Here is a 16498-nt window from a genome sequence, read left to right on the forward strand (position 1 = left end):
TTACATCATACCCGGCATTCCCATGCCACCCATTCCTGGCATTCCCATGCCACCCATACCCGGCATTCCCATGCCACCCATACCCGGCATTCCCATGCCACCCATTCCTGGCATTCCCATGCCACCCATTCCTCCCATTGGATCTCCACCTGGTCCTCCAGGGGCCGCGGCTTCAGGCTCTGGAATGTCTGCCATCGCAACTTCTGTTGTGAGGAGCATAGCTGCAATAGATACTGAATCTTGAAGAGCTAATCTTATTACTTTGGTTGGATCTAATATTCCTGAATCTTTTAAATCCTCATATTGTCCTGAATTAGCATTAAAGCCTTTGTTAAGCCTTTGAATTTCAGCGACAACTACATCACCATTAAAACCAGCATTTTTTGCTATTTGTTTGGTAGGTTCCAAAAGGGCTTCTTTAACTATATTTATCCCTGTTCTTAAATCATCTGAAGATGTTTCACTTAAATTTAAAAGGTCATCTGATATTTCAATTAAAGTTTGTCCTCCTCCAGAAACAACACCCTCTTCAATAGCAGCTTTCGTAGCATTAAGGGAATCTTCAATTCTCAACTTTTTATATTTCATCTCTGTTTCTGTAGCAGCTCCTACTTTGATAAGAGCTACTCCTCCGGCTAGTTTGGCTATCCTTTCATTGATTTTGTCCTGATCATACTCAGATTCAGTTATGTTAACTTCTCTCTTTAATTTCTCTACTCGCGCTTCAACTAAATCTTTAGTGTCTTCGAAGGCAACAATTGTAGTTTTATCCTTTGTGATAGTTATTTTTTTTGCTTTGCCTAAATCATTAATAGATACTTTATCAAGTGTCATCGATTTATCTTCGCTAATTAACTTAGCCCCTGTAAGAATTGCAATATCTTCAAGGGCAGCTTTTCTTCTCTCACCAAATAAAGGAGCTCTCACGGAAGCTACATTTAAAACCCCACTATTCTTATTCAAAACCAGAGTAGTTAAAGCCTCTCCTTCAATATCTTCAGCAAGAATTAGAAAAGGTGAGCCCGCCTTTTGAATTTCTTCAAGTATTGGAACTAGATCAACTAAAGTTGAGATTTTTTGATCAGTTATTAATATTTTAGGGTTTTCAAGTTCACAAACTTGTCTTTCTTGGTCTGTTACGAAATATGGAGAACTATAACCTCTATCAAAAGACATTCCTTCAGTTATATCTAATTCTGTTTCTAATGATTGAGATTCTTCAACAGTTATTACACCATCTGAAGTAACAATATCCATTGCTTTCGAAATTATAGATCCAATTTCTTCATCACCTCCAGCACTAACTGTTGCAACTTTTTGGATGTCAGAACCACTTAATGAAATACTTTTGGAACTTAATTTTTCTAAGACAAAAGCTAGGCCTGCTTCCATACCTTTTTTTAACTCCATAGGGTTGGCACCAGAAGCAATATTTTTTAATCCCTCCTGAACCATCTTCTGAGTCAAAATGGTTGCTGTTGTTGTCCCATCACCAGCACTCTCTTTTGTCTTGGATGCGACTTGTTCTATTAATTTCGCACCTAAATTAGCAATAGGGTTTTCAATCTCGATCTCTTTAGCAACTGTAGATCCATCTCTTACTATATCCGGCGAACCAAATTTCTTTTCTATTACAACGTTTTTTGCTTTTGGCCCAATAGTAACCTTTACTGCATTAGCTACAAAATTCACACCTTTTTCTAGCGCTTCTCTTGATTCATTAGAAAAATTTAACTGTTTAGCCATGTTTACTCAATCTTTAGTCTTATTCTAATCTCCCATAGAATCATTTTTAAGGGATATTTAATTAAGTGGGGAAAGCCGAATTTCTTTTCATGAGACATACAAATTAACTCAAATAAGAGTATCTTTAAGTTATGGAAGAAACAAATAATCTTATTTTTACTCTTACCGCAATCCTCGCGATTGCTATGACATTAATATACTTTCCTTTAAGATTTTTCTTGACATTAACTGCTAGAAGTCGAAGACTTAAACTTTTACAGAAAATTAGAAAGTTAAGAGATGAATTGGGACAACCTTACGAAAGTACATAATTAAATACTCATACCTCCGTCTATACTTATTGTTTGCCCTGTAATGTAACTTCCAGCATTACTTGAAACTAAGAATGACACTAAGTTTGCAATTTGAGTACAACTTCCTAATTTCCCTAAAGGGATAACTTTAAGTATCTCTTCAGTATTAAGTTTTTCAGTCATTTCTGTTTCTATAAAGCCTGGAGCTATTGCATTTACGTTTATACCTCTTGAAGCAAATTCTTTAGCACAAGTTTTGGTGAATCCAATAACTCCAGCTTTAGCTGCAGAATAATTTGCTTGACCGGGATTACCAATTATTCCAACAACAGATGAAATATTAACGATACTACCACTTCTTTTTTTCATCATAAATTTTGAAGCATATTTTGTACAAAGAAAAACTCCTTTTAAGTTTGTATTTAATACATCATCCCATTGTTCTGATTTCATTCTCATCAACAGTCCATCTCTAGTAATACCAGCATTGTTAATAAGAATATCAATGGAGCCATTGATTTTTATGATTTCTTCAAAGGCTGAACTTACAGAATCCTCTCTTGATACATCAAATTTTAATTTATGAGCTTTACCTCCCGAATTTTTTATTGAATTTACAACTTCTTCAGCTTTTTCATCAGAAGAAGAGTAATTAATAAAAACTTCTGCTCCTAAGCGGCTTAGTTCTAAAGCAATTTCTTTACCAATTCCTCTGCTAGCTCCAGTGATTAAAGCAACTTTGCCTGATAATGAATCTGTATTGGACATTATGAAATTTAATAATTTTCAATCGTAGTACTATTTGTGTAAAGATATTGCTTTTATTTATAATTGTCTAGAAAATATAAATCCTTCTATTGTGCACTTTTTAATACCAGCTGCAGGGAGTGGTAGCAGAATGAAAGCTGGAAAAAATAAATTACTTATTGATTTAGAGGGAGAGTCTTTGATTTATTGGACGCTTAAATCCGTACTTTCTGCAAACTCAACAAACTGGGTTGGAATAATTGGGCAACCGAAAGATAAAAATTTATTATTAAATTCAGCAAAGGATTTTGCCCAAAAAGTTCATTGGATTAATGGTGGTGACACCAGACAACAGTCAGTTTTTAATGGTTTAGAAGCGTTACCAAAAGATGCTAAAAAAGTTTTAATACATGATGGTGCTAGATGTCTAATTAATCCTGAATTGATAGACCTTTGTGCCAAGCAATTAGATGAAAATGAAGCTGTAATTTTGGCTACTAAGGTAACTGACACAATAAAGATTGTTGATAAAGAAGGTTTTATTAAAGAAACACCAGATAGAAATTATTTATGGGCAGCGCAAACTCCTCAGGGCTTTTTAGTAGATAGATTAAAAAAAGCTCATAAGATGGCAATTGATAAAAAATGGAAAGTCACAGATGATGCCTCACTATTCGAAATACTTAATTGGAAAGTGAAGATTATTGAAGGAACTTATTCAAATATAAAAATTACATCCCCTATAGATTTGAAAATAGCAAAACTTTTTGTGAAGAACCCCTAGTTAAAAAGATGTATAGATACTAAGAATGCCATCATCACCATTTAAAGTGGCTTCGTATCCTAAAGGAATGCAAGCATTTCCCGATATGTGACCTATTGGGAGGTCAAAAAGAATAGGAAAATCAAATTCTTTGAGTCTTTCAATAATGCAGTTTTTTAGTAAATCTTTCCATTCAAGGTCGTAGGAAACATTAGAAAAACTTCCGAACCCAATACCCGCAATTTCAGTAAGTGTTTTAGTCATCCTGAGGTAAGTCAACATGCGATCTATTTTATAAATATCTTCATTAATATCTTCAAAAATTATTATTTTCCCTTTGCAATCTGGAAAGTGAGGAGTACCAATTAAAAAAGTGGCAATAGTTAAGTTAGAAACGATAATTTCTCCTTTAGCTTTCCCACCTCTTAAAGGTATTCCTCTTATGTCCTCAACATATCCCTCAAAAAGTAAATTTCTTAATCTCTCAAGACTCCACTCTGGCTCTTTAAAAAGGCCAGTAACCATAGGCCCATGAATAGAACCTAAAAATCCTTGAGAATATTTAGATAGTAATAAAGAACATGTATCTGAGAATCCAAGCATTAAACCATTCTGCCAAGAAGGTTCTTTTTCTAATACTCTTGCTGAACCCCAACCTCCTTTTGCAAAAATGATTAGCTTACTATTTTGTGCTTTTTCCAGTTCTTCAAATCTAGTAGAATCATCACCTGCAAAATAACCAAATTTTTTTGACAGGGAATTATTTTCATTAATTTCCAACCCCCAGTTTTTTAAGATTTCTATGCCTTTTTGAAAATTTTCCTCTTCATCAATAAAAGAGCCTGGAGCTAAAATATCTATTAGATCACCTTTTTGTAATCTGGAAACCATATTTAGAATTTATGTGGCAATAATAATTCCTAATAGTAGGACTCCACCATAAATTGATTGATTTTTGAAGTGATTCCCAATATTTTTTATTGATTGCTTTTCCTCAGGAAATACTTTTAGTATATCTCGCTGCATTAAGATTGCCGTCGTAAGCCAAATTGGCCAGAAAATAAAATCCATTTGATTAATAAATCCGCAAAATGCGAGAAAAATAGAAGTTAAAAAATAACAAATTTGAATAGTTACTTTTGTATAGTTCTGGAGGTTAACAGCGGAACTATTTATTCCAATTTTGATATCATATTTTTTATCCGCTAAGGCATAAATCGTGTCGAAGCCAAAAGTCCAAAAAATAGTAGCTAGCCAGCAAAACAATAAAACAATACTATTCAAATTGCCTTCATTTGCGGCCCAGGGTATTAAGACAGCAAAACCCCAGCATATGGATAAGATTAATTGAGGATATTTAAACCATCTTTTAGCAGAAGGATAAATTAAGATAATAGGCAAAGATAGAAAAGCGAGTGAAATCGAAAGGATCCTGCCAGGTTGAGGTAGTGACAAAGTTAAAAAGAAACTGCATAAAATTAAAAAGAAAAGAATTGAATAAGCCGTTTTAAGACTGATTTTATTTGCAGCTAGAGGTCTATTTTTTGTCCTAATAACTTTTTGATCAATTTTTTTATCCCAAATATCATTAACTACGCAGCCTAATCCACTTACTAATAGCCCTCCAAGGATTATTCTTAACAACATTAAAAATGTTGGATTAGCACCAGGAGTTAAATATAAACTCCACCCAGCTGGTATAAGTAAGATCATTCTTCCAGTCGGCTTATTCCACCTTAATAATTCAAAAAAAGTATTTAATCTAATTTGTCGATTTTTATTCTGCATAAACCCTATTGTATATTTCATAACTTTAAATAATCTTACTAGGATTAAATGATTTCTATTATTTAATAATCAATCTTGGGTATATTTATTAATGGATTAAATATATCTGCATCTTATAAAAAGAAATGATACAGAAACAAGATTTAAGATATTTTCAAGAAAAGCAAATTTTAGTAGCTTCTATAGATATTGGAACTAACTCTACACATCTCTTGGTAGCAGAAATTAATCTAGAATTAAAATCATTTTCAATAAAATTCACTGATAAATCAACCACTCGTCTTGGAGAAAGAGATGAGGAGGGAAATCTTACTGAAGAATCAATCCAAAGAGCATTAGTTACTCTTAAGCGATTTAAAGAATATTGTAAAAGTAATGGAGTAAAACAAATAGTAACAGGAGCAACAAGTGCAGTTAGGGAAGCTCCAAATGGTCAAGATTTTATTAGAAGAGTTCTTGATGAAACTGATATTCAAATAGAAATGATAAGTGGTTCTGAGGAAGCTAGGTTAATTTACCTTGGTGTTCTCTCTGGTATGGCTTTTAAAGATCAGTCTTTTGTCATAATAGATATTGGAGGTGGATCTACAGAATTAATACTTGCAGATAAAAAAGATGCTATAGCTCTAACCAGTTCTAGAATTGGTGCTGTAAGACTTAAAAATGATTTTTTAAATAAAGAGTCTATAAATTCAGAAAGATCGAGTTTTCTAACAACTTTTATTAAAGGATCTTTAGAACCCTCTGTTCGAAAAATAAAGAGTAGATCTAAGGGAGATAAGCCTTTATCTTTGATTGCAACCAGTGGCACTGCAACCTCACTAGGAAATTTGATTTCAGATGATTTGGGAGAATCTAAACAAAAGTTGCATGGTTATAAATTTAAAAGGGAAAATTTACAAAATGTATTGGAAAAACTACTTAAATTGCCGGTTTCTGAAATCAAGAAAATACCGTCATTAAGTGAGAGAAGAGCAGAAATAATTATTCCAGGAGCATTGATATTAAACACAGCAATGGAGATGTTGAACTTTGATGAATTAATAATAAGTGAGAGGGCGCTTCGAGAAGGTTTGGTTGTAGATTGGATGCTTCGTAAAGGGATAATTAAAAATGAGTTAAATATTCAAGGCAATATTAGAAGAACAACTATAGTTCATCAGGCGAGAAAGTTTGGAGTAGATGATACAAGAGCTGAGAAAGTTATTGATATTGCCTTTCAAATCTATGATCAGACTAAAAATATCTTTTATAGCGATAATGACCCCAAAGCTAAAGAACTTCTTTGGGCAGCTTCTAATCTTTATAGTTGTGGGAAATATGTGAATGTTGGTTCATATCACAAACACTCTTGGTACCTAATAAAAAATTGTGAGTTGTTGGGATATTCTGAAGCAGAAACCAATATTATTGCTTCAATTGCTAGGTACCATAGAAAGACTCTACCCAAGAAAAGACATGAGTCTTGGCAAAATTTAATTTCCAAAGAAGATAAAACATTAGTTCTTGAAATGTCATTAATCCTGAGACTAGCGGCAGCTCTTGATCAAAGACCTGACAAGGTGATCTCCTCAGTTCAAATAAAATTGCAGGAAAATAATCTTACATTTCAACTTTTACCTTTAGATAGAAACCATGATCTTCTTCTTGAAAAATGGAACTTAGGATTATGCCGTAATGTAATAAAAGAACTAAAGAATTTGGAATTAAAAGTTATTTAGTTTTTTTTAATAAGTTCTTGTTTTGGAGTTTGATTCTGAGAAGAATCTGAAAATAAATTGAAAATTAAGGACGAGGCGATTAGTCCGAGAAAGCCTGAAATTAAAATAAATATTAGGAATCCTAGTGGATTAAAATTCTTAGATTGCTTAGATTTATAATTTTTTTTGGAAACTTCTTCAACTATTTCTTCAATTTTCACTTCTTTCCTCTCTGTCTTGAATTCATCCATTAAAAATTCTGTATCAAGTTTTAGCTTCTGTGAAATCCGTCTAATCATTGCTTTGATAAATACTTTTTCAGGTAGTTTTTCTTCATTACCTTCCTCTATGGCTTCAAGTTGATGAGCTCCAATTTTTAAATCTGAAGCCAGTTCTTCAATTGATTGATTTTTACTTAACCTAGCCTCTTTTATGAAATTTCCGATTCTCTTTAAAGAGGAATCTCCTCCTTTATTGTTGATTCCCGAAACAGATTTTATTTCTTTCAAAGCAAATTAATTTTTACTAATTATAGTAATTAATATTTTTCTATCAACTTTAAGATTATTTATTCCTAAAGAGATGCTTATAAGATGGATTATAAAGATTAGATCTTTTTTGAGAATTACTAATTGCTGGGCTAATTATGTAAATGGTTGTTCTAATTAGTTTTTTCTCAATAGAAAATTTTTCCATATCTTTTAATTCTATTAATGATGTCCAACCGTCATCCCAAGATACTCTAAATCCAACAATCACTTTAGTCTCAGGAGGGTAAAACTCTAGTAATGTTTCTTGAGACCTTTTCACATGCCTAGCACTTAGATATAGACATATAGAGGAATTGTGTTTCGCAAGATCTTTCAGAGATTCTTTTTCGGGCATCCCTGTTCGCCCTCCTGCTCTAGTTAAAATTATTGTTTGCGTTACTTCAGGGATGGTTAACTCAGCTTCATGATATGCTGCAGCAACTTGAAAAGCACTTACTCCAGGAACAACCTCGATTTCAATTTTTTCGTTTTTTAAAATTTCGATTTGTTCTCTAATTGCTCCAAAAAGGCAAGGGTCTCCATCATGCAACCTTACAACAGTTTTCCCTGCCTGAAATTTTTTTATCATAATTGAGGTGATTTGCTCTAAGTTAAGTGAACTCGTTTTTATTTTTTCAGAACCTTCTTTAGCAGAATCTAAAATCTTTTCAGGAATTAGAGAATCAGTCCAAATAATGACATCTGCAATTTTTATCTTTTTTAATGCTTTTAAAGTTAATAATTCTGGATCGCCTGGACCAACACCAATAAAGGATATTTTGTTATCCATTCTTTCTATTTTTCCCAATATATGTTCTCAATCTTAAAAAAAATATTCCAATTAAACCAGAAGAAAATAGAAAAATACTTATAAATTGAGCCATTCTTATACCGCCATCACAGAAGGGTGGAAGTCCACCAATGCATAGTGGGTCAGTTCTTAAACCTTCAATCCAGAATCTTCCAAAGCTATAACTTATTAAATAAAGACAGCTAATAAAGCCAGGCCTGAAAAAATCTTTTTTATTTTGTTTATTAAAGGTAATAATAAGGACGATGAAAATTAAAAGATTCCACAATGACTCATAGAGAAATGTAGGATGAAAAAATTCATAATTAATAAATTCTAAAGGCCTATTTTGGATAGGAATAAATAATTTCCAAGGCAAATTTGTAGGCACTCCAAAGGCTTCATTATTGAAAAAATTTCCCCACCTTCCTATTGATTGTCCAAGAATAATCGAGGGTATTAATATATCTATAAAAGTTTTTAAATTAATTTTTTTCGACTTACAGAAATAGATAATAGATATTAATCCTCCAATTAGACCTCCATGGATTGCTATGCCTCCTTCCCAAACTGCAAGAAAAGAGGGTATTTGAATTATGTTATTGAATAGTTCAAAAGAAGTAAAAAAGTTCTCTCCGCTATATAGCCTCCACTCAAAAATTACGTAATAAGCTCTAGCTCCAATTATTGAAGAGATTATTAATGATGGAAGTATTTCACTAATGTACTCTGGGTTAATATTTCTTGCCTTTGCAAGTTTTTTAGAGACAAATAGGCCTATTAAAACTGAAACCGAAATAAGAAGTCCGTACCATCTAATAGTTATATATCCTAAATTTAAAAAAGTTTCTCCTGGAGATTGTATAAAAGCCTGAAGTATGAGCATTTAGAGAAAGTTAGATACCCTCTGCTGCTTGCACTTTTTCTACTTGTTTTTTCTTTAATACTAAAAGTATTTGTGTTAACCCTACACCAATGAAGAATGCAATCAATCCAATAACTCTATAAGGGCTCTGAAGTACAACCTCAGCATCCAATTGCCCAAAGCCACCAACGTTGGGATCATTAGTAAGAGGGTCACCTACATTAATTTTGTCTTGCGCTTTTACGATAAGTTGAGGACCAACAGGGACTGCTTCAGTAGTTATTTCACCATTATCGTTTTCTATATTGACTTGATAGCTACCATCTTCAATTGTTTCTATTGAATTTATAGTTCCTGCGGTGGAAGAGGTGAATACTACATTATTGCTCTTATCTCCAGTTGGATATACCTGACCTCTACCTCTATTGCCTCCAATATGTAACGAGTATTTCCCATAGTGATATTCTTTATTAGTGGATGGGTCAGGGGAAAGTACAGGGAAAACTATTTCTTTATTGGTATCGCCAGGTAAAGGTCCGACAATAATGATATTATCTTGCTCTTCACTGTAATTTGTGAAATAAACCCCTTCTGTCTCCTCCTTTATTTCTTCGGTCCATCTTTCTTGTGGAGCAAGTTTAAATCCATCAGGCAGCATTACAACAGCACCAACTTGTAATGGGACTTCCGAACCATCAGCCCCTATCTCTTTTAAATCATTTTTGTAGGGTATTTTGACTACAGCTTTGAAAACACTGTCTGCTCCAACAGATTGTGGAACCTCTGCAATTGTGGGCATCTGAGCTAGATGACAATTTGCACAGACTATCTTACCTGTGGCTTCTCTTGGGGATTCGTAGTTTTGCTGAGCCCAAAATGGATAAGCAAAACTGATCTTTGGATAAAATACAATGCTTGAAATGAAAAGCAGAGTACAGATAAATAAACTTGTTTTTTTCATGATTTGATTTTTAAGACCTTTCATTGTTTTTATGCCCACCATGGATTTTCATTGGTTCTAAAGTCAGTTTCTGACCATTGTTTAACGAGTACAGCATCATCTTCAATATCGACATGAGCTAGAGCTAAAGATAAAGGCGCAGGCCCTCTTACTACCTTCCCGTTAGTATCGTACTGACTGCCATGACAAGGACATATAAATTTATTAGCACCACTGTCCCATGGGACAACACAACCTAAATGAGTACAAATTGCATTTAAACCAAATTCTCCTATCTCCCCACCCTCATTAACTATTAAATAAGTTGGATCTCCCTTTAGACCCTGAACTAGACTTCTGTCTCCTGCTTGATGGGTAGCTAACCAACCTGTCTTAGTTATTGGATTCCCTAATTCATCTTTAGCAGAAGTTCCACCTCCACCACCGCCTGCTCTTAGAGGCATGAAATAATTCGCTACAGGGTAAAGGGCTCCTAAAGCTACACCAGTTGCAGTACCAAATGTAAGAAGATTCATAAATTGCCTTCGACCCATAGAAGGGACATCATTGGAACTTAATTGAGTCATTCGCTACTTGGTTCTGTTATTTATTAGTTATTATGGAACAGATTGTTCAATTTCTGTTGCAAATAGATAGGACTTTTAATAATTTAAAGTAAAAGTTTAGGAAGTCTTAATTAATTGATTTAAATGAACCCATTGCTAGTTGATGAAGTTATACATTATTTGATTCATCGCTGGGGAAAAAAATATGACTTTAGACTCTTTAGAAGAGGAAAATTCGTGTATTTTCAAATGATGTGGGGATTTCTTGGACAGGAATCATTCCCTTTAAGTGAAGATGAATATAAAAAATCGATAGCTGATAAAATCGAGATTTTAAATAGATGTGGATATTCAGAAGAAGTAAGGCAATGGCTAAAGCAAGTCAATGCTAAGCCAAGGTTAGGTAGAGCTGTTAGCTTGCAATTAGATCTTAATGAGAAGATGAAAGAGTTTTTGACTTAAGATTTTCTGATAAGTAAGTTAATCCAGTACCCACAAAAAATAAAAACACAATCGATATAGATAGCAATGACATAGTCAATGGGTCAGTTGAAGGGGTAATCACTGCAGATAATATTGCAGAGGAAATTACAACTATCTTCCAATTTGAAATCATTTTCTCTGTTGTGATTATTCCAAGAGAACCAAGAATAAATTGTAATACTGGCAATTGAAAAGCTATTGCAGTGCTAGACATTAATAAGAGAACAAAATCAAAATATCTTTCTATAGACCAAGTTGGTTCAACAATATCAGCACCGAAACTAATGAAGAAATTTATTGCTGCAGGGACTAATATCCACCATGAAAAAATTAATCCTAAAAAAAATAGAAGACCTGAACCAAAAACTGCAGGCAATATAAGGCTTTTTTCTTGTTTTGTTAAACCAGGAGAAATGAATAATATTACTTGATAAAAAATATAAGGCATAGAAACTATCAATCCGCTGTAACCTGCAACTTTAATAGCGACAAATAAAAACTCTCCTGGAGCAAGTTGTAGTAAATGAATATCACCAGCTGGAATTTCTAAAAAAGATATTAATGGCTTAATGATGAGAAAACTAAAGAATATTGAAATAAGTATTGAGTAAATTGAGTTGAGTATTCTTTGACGAAGTTCCTCTAAATGATCACTAAAAGTCATCGAATCTGATAATTTTTTTTCACTTTGACCTGTACCTCTCATTATTATTTGATAAAAATTGTGTAAGAAAAAGGTTTAAAATTACTATTGTCAAAGTTCAATTTATTTTTCGATAAACTTAATTATTTGCTTAATTTAGGATTTGTTGGATCTGGTAATAAGAAAGGAGGGGCATCATTTAAAGATGATTCACCATAAGTTTCATATTCTCTATATCCACCCATTTTCCCATTTGTTTTCATTAAAGCGCTTACGAAGGCAAGTAGTAAGAAAACAGTAGGAGCTCCAATTATTAATGCAGCACCAAATAGATACCCAACAATAAATTCTGGAAAACTATGATTTCCTAAAAATTCATGAGTGCCTAAAAGAAAATCAAACATTTAGATTTAAAAATTTTTTTTATTATAAACTAAATTACTGTTTTAAGATTTTTTTTAATGTAATCTTCTCCTCTTGTAGGATTTCCCCAAATAATTTCTCCATTTTTAAAGGAAACGCATCCAGGTCCTCCGTTTTTGATTTTTTGTAAATCTTTAATCTTTACTAAATTAATTGGAACTTTAATGTTTCTTTTTGCCTTACTAAATAGAGCAGCTAAATCTGCAGCTATTTGAAGATCTTGTTCAGATGCTACTTGAGATGAAGACTTCAAAACTACATGACTGCCTGGTGATTCCTGTGCATGAAACCATAAATCGCCTTTTTTTGAGAATTTAAAGCTTATTAAATCATTTTGCCTCATATTTCGCCCTACCTGAAGCTTTAATCCTGTGGGAGTGTTAATTTGAATTGGTGAAGACTCTATCTCATATGTCCTTTTCTGATCTTCTCTTTGCTTCTTAATATTGATATTAAACTCGTTACAAATTTCTTCCATAATTTCTTCTAATAGTTTTATTCTCATAGAAAGTTTTTCATGATTTAAAGAATTTAAATTTTCTAGAAGCGTAGTGAATTCGTCTAATCTCTCTATGTTTGTTTTGTAAATATTTAATCTTTCTTTTACTAATTCTCTAGATCTCTTAAGTTTTTTTGATTTTTTATATAGTTTTTGCCCCTTTATAATGTCTTGTTTTTTAATTTCATGTGAAGCAAATATATTATCAGCTTTTTCTTTATATGTCTCGTAGTTTTCTGATTTTGACAGAAGATCATATTGAATATTTAAATTCTTTTTCTCAGTAATGGTCTGTTTAAAAATTATCCCTTCAATTTTCTTTTCCAATAATTCAAGTTTTTTTTGTTTCAGATGAAAATCATAATAATTCTCTAAGCTTGTGCATAAATCTATTTTATTTTCGGAATTAATTTCCTTATTAAAAAACCAAACGCAATAAAAATCTTTGTTGAATGTAGAAAAATTAAAGTTATTGTTTTTAAACCTGTTTATCCAAATCTTCCAATTTTTAAATATCTCCATTAAGTCTGAGTTGCTAATGAAATCAATATTTTTTCCCATTATTTCTGAATTAACAGTTGCGCTAATAACCTCTAATTGTTTTGTGAGGATAGGGCTTACTCCTTGATATGTATTTATTAAACAGTATTTCAAAGACTCAGGTACTATTGAAATTGAGTCTTTCCATGATTGAAAAGACTCATCTTCTCTAGGTTGTTTTTTAAGATTGACTGGAGGGCCAGAATAAATTGATCCTGTTGAAATTGTTCTAAAACTAGATTGACTTGATTTGATTTGTTTACCAACGGCAATTATTTTATGTTTATTATCTAAATAAAAAATATTACTATGTTTTCCCATTAATTCAAAAATTAAATACTTATTAATTTCATCTCCAGGTTTTTTCGCAAAACTAAATTTTATAACTCTCTCGAAATCATCTTGATCAATCGAAACTAAAGCCATATACTTTAATCCGTATCTTATTTGTTTAGAAAGTGTGCTTTCTCTCCCAATCTTTTCTGGCTTATTTATTTTTAGTATTCTTGGAGAGTCCCCATTCCATGAAACTTCTAACCATGTTTGAGAATCAACTCCTCTGAAACATAATTGAATTGTACTATGCTCTGGTTGTTGGGCAGTCTCAAACTTTGTAGGTAAGATGTTCTGTGTCAAATAATGCAAGACAGATCTAATAGATGTAATATCCATTATCTGTGGAACACCTTTTTGCATTATTACTTTTTAATTCGCAAGAAGTTTATTTTACTGTAAAAAATTTAATATGAAAGATCAAAAAAAACTTATTATCCTTACTGGACCCAGCGGGGTAGGTAAAGGAACAGTTGTCAAAAAAATATTATGTAAAGAAAAAAATTTTTGGCTTTCAATATCTGCAACTACTAGAGAACCTAGAGAGGGAGAGAAGGACGGAGAAAATTATTATTTCTTAAACCAAGAAAAGTTTAAAGAAATGATTGAACAAAATCTTTTCCTTGAATGGGCTCAATTTGCTGGAAACTACTATGGAACGCCTTTGTCTTCTGTTAATGAGAAAATAAAAAAGGGATTTACCGTACTACTTGAAATTGAAGTAGAGGGTGCAAGGCAAATAAAAAATAAGTTTCCTAATTCACAGTCAATATTTTTACTTCCTCCGGATAAAGAAGAGTTAGAGAGAAGAATAAGAAATAGAGGTACCGAAAAAGAAGAGGCAATTAAAAAAAGACTCTCAAGGGCTAATTATGAGATTTCAGTATCAAATGAATTTGATTTTGCATTAACAAATCACGATGTTGATGAAACAGCAAAAAAAATAATCAAGTTAATAAAAACTTGATTATTTTCTATTTATCAACTCATTGGATGGAATAATAAATCTGGGAAAAACCTATTAAATTCAATAATTATTCCAGCTGTAAGGCTTAGCCAAATTGCTGCTACCACTGGAGCAGATCTGACAAATTTTGTGTTTAGAATTTTGAACATTTGTTTTATGAAAGTTTTTTAAGGATGTTTAGCGAGGACCATTAAGTGTAATATTGTTATCTTTCTCTCTTAAATCTCCATTTCTACCTTGTTTATTAGCAAGAAGCGGCCATTGGGCTCCTTTTACAAGACATTTTCTGGCTAAGTCTAGGTCAATAATGATCTCAAGATCTGCTGGATTCTTAGTCTTTTTTGATTCAATGAGATACTCTCTTCCTGACCAACCTATAATTCCAGCAATGTAAATGAACAATACTCCGGGAATAAGTAAATCTCCTTCATGACCTCTATTTAGAAGGGCCCCCCATGGCTCAAGAGGAGGTCCAATTATTAAATGAGGAAGACCATCATCTCCGCATGATGCTTTTCCATATCTTTCAAATCTTGCTATGTCTTTTTGAGTTGTTGCAGAATTTGCTCTCTCAATGAATTTAGGATTTTCAGAGCATTTTGTGAGGGCTGAAGCGGTATATTCTGTGCTAGCTCTATCTGCGTTTAAGGCAGGCCCATTTGCAGCTAGAGCAATTGGAGTAATTCCGAGGAACAGAAAAACTGAGGTTATGATTGAAAAAAAGAATTTCATAAGTTGCAATCTTTAATTCCTTATGGTGTGTTAAGTAAGAAATTAATATTAAAATAGAACAAGTTGAATCAAAAATGCATAAAGTTTTAGCTATTGAAACAAGTTGTGATGAGACATCTGTCTCAATAGTTTCTAATATTGGCGATACTTTCAGAATACATTCAAATATAATTGCCTCTCAAATTGAAGATCATTCAAAATGGGGAGGAGTTGTGCCTGAACTTGCAGCTAGAAAGCATTTAGAATTATTACCTTTTGTTTTAGATAAGGCTCTAGAAGAAGCAAAAATTAAAATTGAGGAAGTCGATTATATTGCTTCAACTGTAGCTCCTGGATTAGTTGGTTGTTTACGAGTTGGCTCTATAACTGCAAGATCACTTTGCATGTTACATTCAAAACCATTTTTGGGAATTCATCATTTGGAGGGGCATTTATCTTCAATTCTATTTTCAGAAAACTATCCAAAGAAATCTTTTCTGACATTACTTGTTAGTGGCGGGCATACTGAATTGATAAAGGTAGATGATAGTAGGGGGATGCAAAGACTTGGGAAAAGTTTTGATGATGCTGCTGGAGAAGCCTTTGATAAAGTTGGCAGACTATTAGGTCTTAGTTATCCAGGAGGACCGGCAATTGAAAAGATTGCTAAAAATGGGGACCCAATGAAATTTAATTTACCAAAATGTAAGATCTCTGATAAAAAAGGTGGATTTCTTAAATATGATTTCTCTTTTAGTGGTTTAAAAACTGCCGTATTAAGATTAGTTGAGAGAATAAACTTGACTGGGAAGACCGTTCCAATTCCAGATATTGCTGCAAGTTTTGAGAGAGTAGTGGCAGAGGTCTTGGTAGATAGAACAATAAAATGCGCACAAGATCATAGCTTGGATACTGTAGTTGTGGTTGGGGGAGTGGCTGCTAACAATACATTAAGAAAAATGATGATTAGTGAAGCTAGTAAAAAATCTATTAAAGTTCATTTAGCCCCTCTTGATCTTTGTACAGATAATGCGGCAATGATTGGAGCAGCGGCGTTGTTCAGAATCAAATTTAAGGATCATTTTAGTTCTCTTAAATTAGGTGTCGCAGGAAGACTATCAATTGAACAAGCAGATAACCTTTATGAAGAAACCCCTCCTTTCTAATTTTA

20 protein-coding genes are annotated in these 16498 nt (G+C 32.8%); 6 read left to right on the plus strand and 14 right to left on the minus strand.

What is annotated here, in order from left to right:
* Positions 1-1746 (minus strand): chaperonin GroEL, encoded by a 1746-nt coding sequence (gene groL, locus A9601_RS11555; RefSeq protein WP_011817963.1) that lies wholly within the window; start codon positions 1744-1746, stop codon positions 1-3.
* A 131-nt stretch (positions 1747-1877) separates the two neighbouring features.
* Between groL and A9601_RS11560 the strand changes: the two genes are divergently transcribed.
* A complete protein-coding gene (locus A9601_RS11560; RefSeq protein ID WP_011817964.1) occupies positions 1878-2057 on the plus strand; it encodes a hypothetical protein in 180 nt (59 codons plus the stop codon).
* On the opposite strand, the gene fabG is transcribed toward A9601_RS11560, so the two are convergent.
* Entirely contained in the window at positions 2058-2807 is a 750-nt protein-coding gene (fabG, locus tag A9601_RS11565) for a 3-oxoacyl-[acyl-carrier-protein] reductase (RefSeq protein ID WP_011817965.1), read from the minus strand.
* Positions 2808-2898: 91 nt separating this feature from the next.
* On the opposite strand from fabG, the gene ispD reads away from it, so the two are divergent.
* On the plus strand, positions 2899-3570 hold the full coding sequence (gene ispD / locus A9601_RS11570; protein WP_011817966.1) for a 2-C-methyl-D-erythritol 4-phosphate cytidylyltransferase: 672 nt from the start codon (positions 2899-2901) through the stop codon (positions 3568-3570).
* Here the strand turns inward: ispD and A9601_RS11575 are convergent, their stop codons facing one another.
* Both A9601_RS11575 and A9601_RS11580 read right to left on the minus strand, forming a co-directional pair.
* A complete protein-coding gene (locus A9601_RS11575) occupies positions 3571-4440 on the minus strand; it encodes an LD-carboxypeptidase (RefSeq protein WP_011817967.1) in 870 nt (289 codons plus the stop codon).
* Between the two features lie 9 nt (positions 4441-4449).
* On the minus strand, positions 4450-5337 hold the full coding sequence (locus tag A9601_RS11580; RefSeq protein ID WP_167315820.1) for a 4-hydroxybenzoate polyprenyltransferase: 888 nt from the start codon (positions 5335-5337) through the stop codon (positions 4450-4452).
* A 125-nt stretch (positions 5338-5462) separates the two neighbouring features.
* Between A9601_RS11580 and A9601_RS11585 the strand changes: the two genes are divergently transcribed.
* Positions 5463-7058 (plus strand): Ppx/GppA phosphatase family protein, encoded by a 1596-nt coding sequence (locus A9601_RS11585; protein ID WP_011817969.1) that lies wholly within the window; start codon positions 5463-5465, stop codon positions 7056-7058.
* Here the strand turns inward: A9601_RS11585 and A9601_RS11590 are convergent.
* Genes A9601_RS11590 through petC form a run of 5 tightly spaced genes read right to left on the minus strand, consistent with a single transcriptional unit; the run spans position 7055 to position 10749 of the window.
* Complete coding sequence (locus A9601_RS11590) at positions 7055-7546, minus strand: helix-turn-helix domain-containing protein (protein ID WP_011817970.1); 492 nt, start codon at positions 7544-7546, stop codon at positions 7055-7057. The genes A9601_RS11585 and A9601_RS11590 overlap by 4 nt on opposite strands.
* 55 nt (positions 7547-7601) lie before the next feature.
* Positions 7602-8357, minus strand: a complete 756-nt coding sequence (gene cobM, locus A9601_RS11595; RefSeq protein ID WP_011817971.1) for a precorrin-4 C(11)-methyltransferase — start codon at positions 8355-8357, stop codon at positions 7602-7604.
* Positions 8350-9243, minus strand: a complete 894-nt coding sequence (lgt, locus tag A9601_RS11600; RefSeq protein WP_011817972.1) for a prolipoprotein diacylglyceryl transferase — start codon at positions 9241-9243, stop codon at positions 8350-8352. Before lgt ends, cobM begins: the two co-directional genes overlap by 8 nt.
* Positions 9244-9253: 10 nt before the next feature.
* A complete protein-coding gene (gene petA / locus A9601_RS11605) occupies positions 9254-10183 on the minus strand; it encodes a cytochrome f (protein WP_225866272.1) in 930 nt (309 codons plus the stop codon).
* A 29-nt stretch (positions 10184-10212) separates the two neighbouring features.
* On the minus strand, positions 10213-10749 hold the full coding sequence (gene petC / locus A9601_RS11610) for a cytochrome b6-f complex iron-sulfur subunit (RefSeq protein ID WP_011817974.1): 537 nt from the start codon (positions 10747-10749) through the stop codon (positions 10213-10215).
* Between the two features lie 123 nt (positions 10750-10872).
* Here petC and A9601_RS11615 point away from each other — a divergent pair, with 123 nt between their 5' ends.
* The gene (locus A9601_RS11615) at positions 10873-11190 is read left to right on the plus strand and encodes a DUF3067 family protein (protein ID WP_011817975.1); all 318 of its coding nucleotides are present in this window, start codon (positions 10873-10875) and stop codon (positions 11188-11190) included.
* On the opposite strand, the gene tatC is transcribed toward A9601_RS11615, so the two are convergent.
* From tatC to A9601_RS11630, 3 genes are all read right to left on the minus strand, one after another.
* Positions 11159-11917 (minus strand): twin-arginine translocase subunit TatC, encoded by a 759-nt coding sequence (gene tatC, locus A9601_RS11620; RefSeq protein ID WP_011817976.1) that lies wholly within the window; start codon positions 11915-11917, stop codon positions 11159-11161. The genes A9601_RS11615 and tatC overlap by 32 nt on opposite strands.
* 80 nt (positions 11918-11997) lie before the next feature.
* Positions 11998-12258 (minus strand): hypothetical protein, encoded by a 261-nt coding sequence (locus tag A9601_RS11625; protein WP_011376025.1) that lies wholly within the window; start codon positions 12256-12258, stop codon positions 11998-12000.
* Positions 12259-12287: 29 nt separating this feature from the next.
* A complete protein-coding gene (locus A9601_RS11630; RefSeq protein ID WP_011817977.1) occupies positions 12288-13988 on the minus strand; it encodes an Rqc2 family fibronectin-binding protein in 1701 nt (566 codons plus the stop codon).
* A 73-nt stretch (positions 13989-14061) separates the two neighbouring features.
* Here A9601_RS11630 and gmk point away from each other — a divergent pair, with 73 nt between their 5' ends.
* On the plus strand, positions 14062-14616 hold the full coding sequence (gmk, locus tag A9601_RS11635) for a guanylate kinase (protein WP_011817978.1): 555 nt from the start codon (positions 14062-14064) through the stop codon (positions 14614-14616).
* Positions 14617-14630: 14 nt separating this feature from the next.
* Here gmk and psaJ read toward each other — a convergent pair whose 3' ends face one another.
* Together psaJ and A9601_RS11645 are read right to left on the minus strand one after the other, a co-directional pair.
* Entirely contained in the window at positions 14631-14765 is a 135-nt protein-coding gene (gene psaJ / locus A9601_RS11640; RefSeq protein WP_011862490.1) for a photosystem I reaction center subunit IX, read from the minus strand.
* 28 nt (positions 14766-14793) lie between these two features.
* Positions 14794-15348, minus strand: a complete 555-nt coding sequence (locus A9601_RS11645) for a photosystem I PsaF protein (subunit III) (RefSeq protein ID WP_011817979.1) — start codon at positions 15346-15348, stop codon at positions 14794-14796.
* 74 nt (positions 15349-15422) lie between these two features.
* On the opposite strand from A9601_RS11645, the gene tsaD reads away from it, so the two are divergent.
* A complete protein-coding gene (tsaD, locus tag A9601_RS11650; protein ID WP_011817980.1) occupies positions 15423-16493 on the plus strand; it encodes a tRNA (adenosine(37)-N6)-threonylcarbamoyltransferase complex transferase subunit TsaD in 1071 nt (356 codons plus the stop codon).
* Positions 16494-16498: the final 5 nt, after the last annotated feature.

Origin of the sequence: Prochlorococcus marinus str. AS9601 (genome assembly GCF_000015645.1) — a bacterium.
Classification (GTDB): Bacteria; Cyanobacteriota; Cyanobacteriia; order PCC-6307; family Cyanobiaceae; genus Prochlorococcus_A; species Prochlorococcus_A marinus_O.

Bases quoted from the DNA above. Each gene is read 5' to 3' on its own strand.
- groL (WP_011817963.1), bottom strand. From the start codon at position 1,746: ATGGCTAAACAGTTAAATTTTTCTAATGAATCAAGAGAAGCGCTAGAA.
- A9601_RS11560 (WP_011817964.1), top strand. From the start codon at position 1,878: ATGGAAGAAACAAATAATCTTATTTTTACTCTTACCGCAATCCTCGCG.
- fabG (WP_011817965.1), bottom strand. From the start codon at position 2,807: ATGTCCAATACAGATTCATTATCAGGCAAAGTTGCTTTAATCACTGGA.
- A9601_RS11575 (WP_011817967.1), bottom strand. From the start codon at position 4,440: ATGGTTTCCAGATTACAAAAAGGTGATCTAATAGATATTTTAGCTCCA.
- A9601_RS11580 (WP_167315820.1), bottom strand. From the start codon at position 5,337: ATGCAGAATAAAAATCGACAAATTAGATTAAATACTTTTTTTGAATTA.
- A9601_RS11585 (WP_011817969.1), top strand. From the start codon at position 5,463: ATGATACAGAAACAAGATTTAAGATATTTTCAAGAAAAGCAAATTTTA.
- cobM (WP_011817971.1), bottom strand. From the start codon at position 8,357: ATGGATAACAAAATATCCTTTATTGGTGTTGGTCCAGGCGATCCAGAA.
- lgt (WP_011817972.1), bottom strand. From the start codon at position 9,243: ATGCTCATACTTCAGGCTTTTATACAATCTCCAGGAGAAACTTTTTTA.
- petA (WP_225866272.1), bottom strand. From the start codon at position 10,183: ATGAAAAAAACAAGTTTATTTATCTGTACTCTGCTTTTCATTTCAAGC.
- petC (WP_011817974.1), bottom strand. From the start codon at position 10,749: ATGACTCAATTAAGTTCCAATGATGTCCCTTCTATGGGTCGAAGGCAA.
- A9601_RS11615 (WP_011817975.1), top strand. From the start codon at position 10,873: ATGAACCCATTGCTAGTTGATGAAGTTATACATTATTTGATTCATCGC.
- tatC (WP_011817976.1), bottom strand. From the start codon at position 11,917: ATGAGAGGTACAGGTCAAAGTGAAAAAAAATTATCAGATTCGATGACT.
- A9601_RS11625 (WP_011376025.1), bottom strand. From the start codon at position 12,258: ATGTTTGATTTTCTTTTAGGCACTCATGAATTTTTAGGAAATCATAGT.
- A9601_RS11630 (WP_011817977.1), bottom strand. From the start codon at position 13,988: ATGGATATTACATCTATTAGATCTGTCTTGCATTATTTGACACAGAAC.
- gmk (WP_011817978.1), top strand. From the start codon at position 14,062: ATGAAAGATCAAAAAAAACTTATTATCCTTACTGGACCCAGCGGGGTA.
- psaJ (WP_011862490.1), bottom strand. From the start codon at position 14,765: ATGTTCAAAATTCTAAACACAAAATTTGTCAGATCTGCTCCAGTGGTA.
- A9601_RS11645 (WP_011817979.1), bottom strand. From the start codon at position 15,348: ATGAAATTCTTTTTTTCAATCATAACCTCAGTTTTTCTGTTCCTCGGA.
- tsaD (WP_011817980.1), top strand. From the start codon at position 15,423: ATGCATAAAGTTTTAGCTATTGAAACAAGTTGTGATGAGACATCTGTC.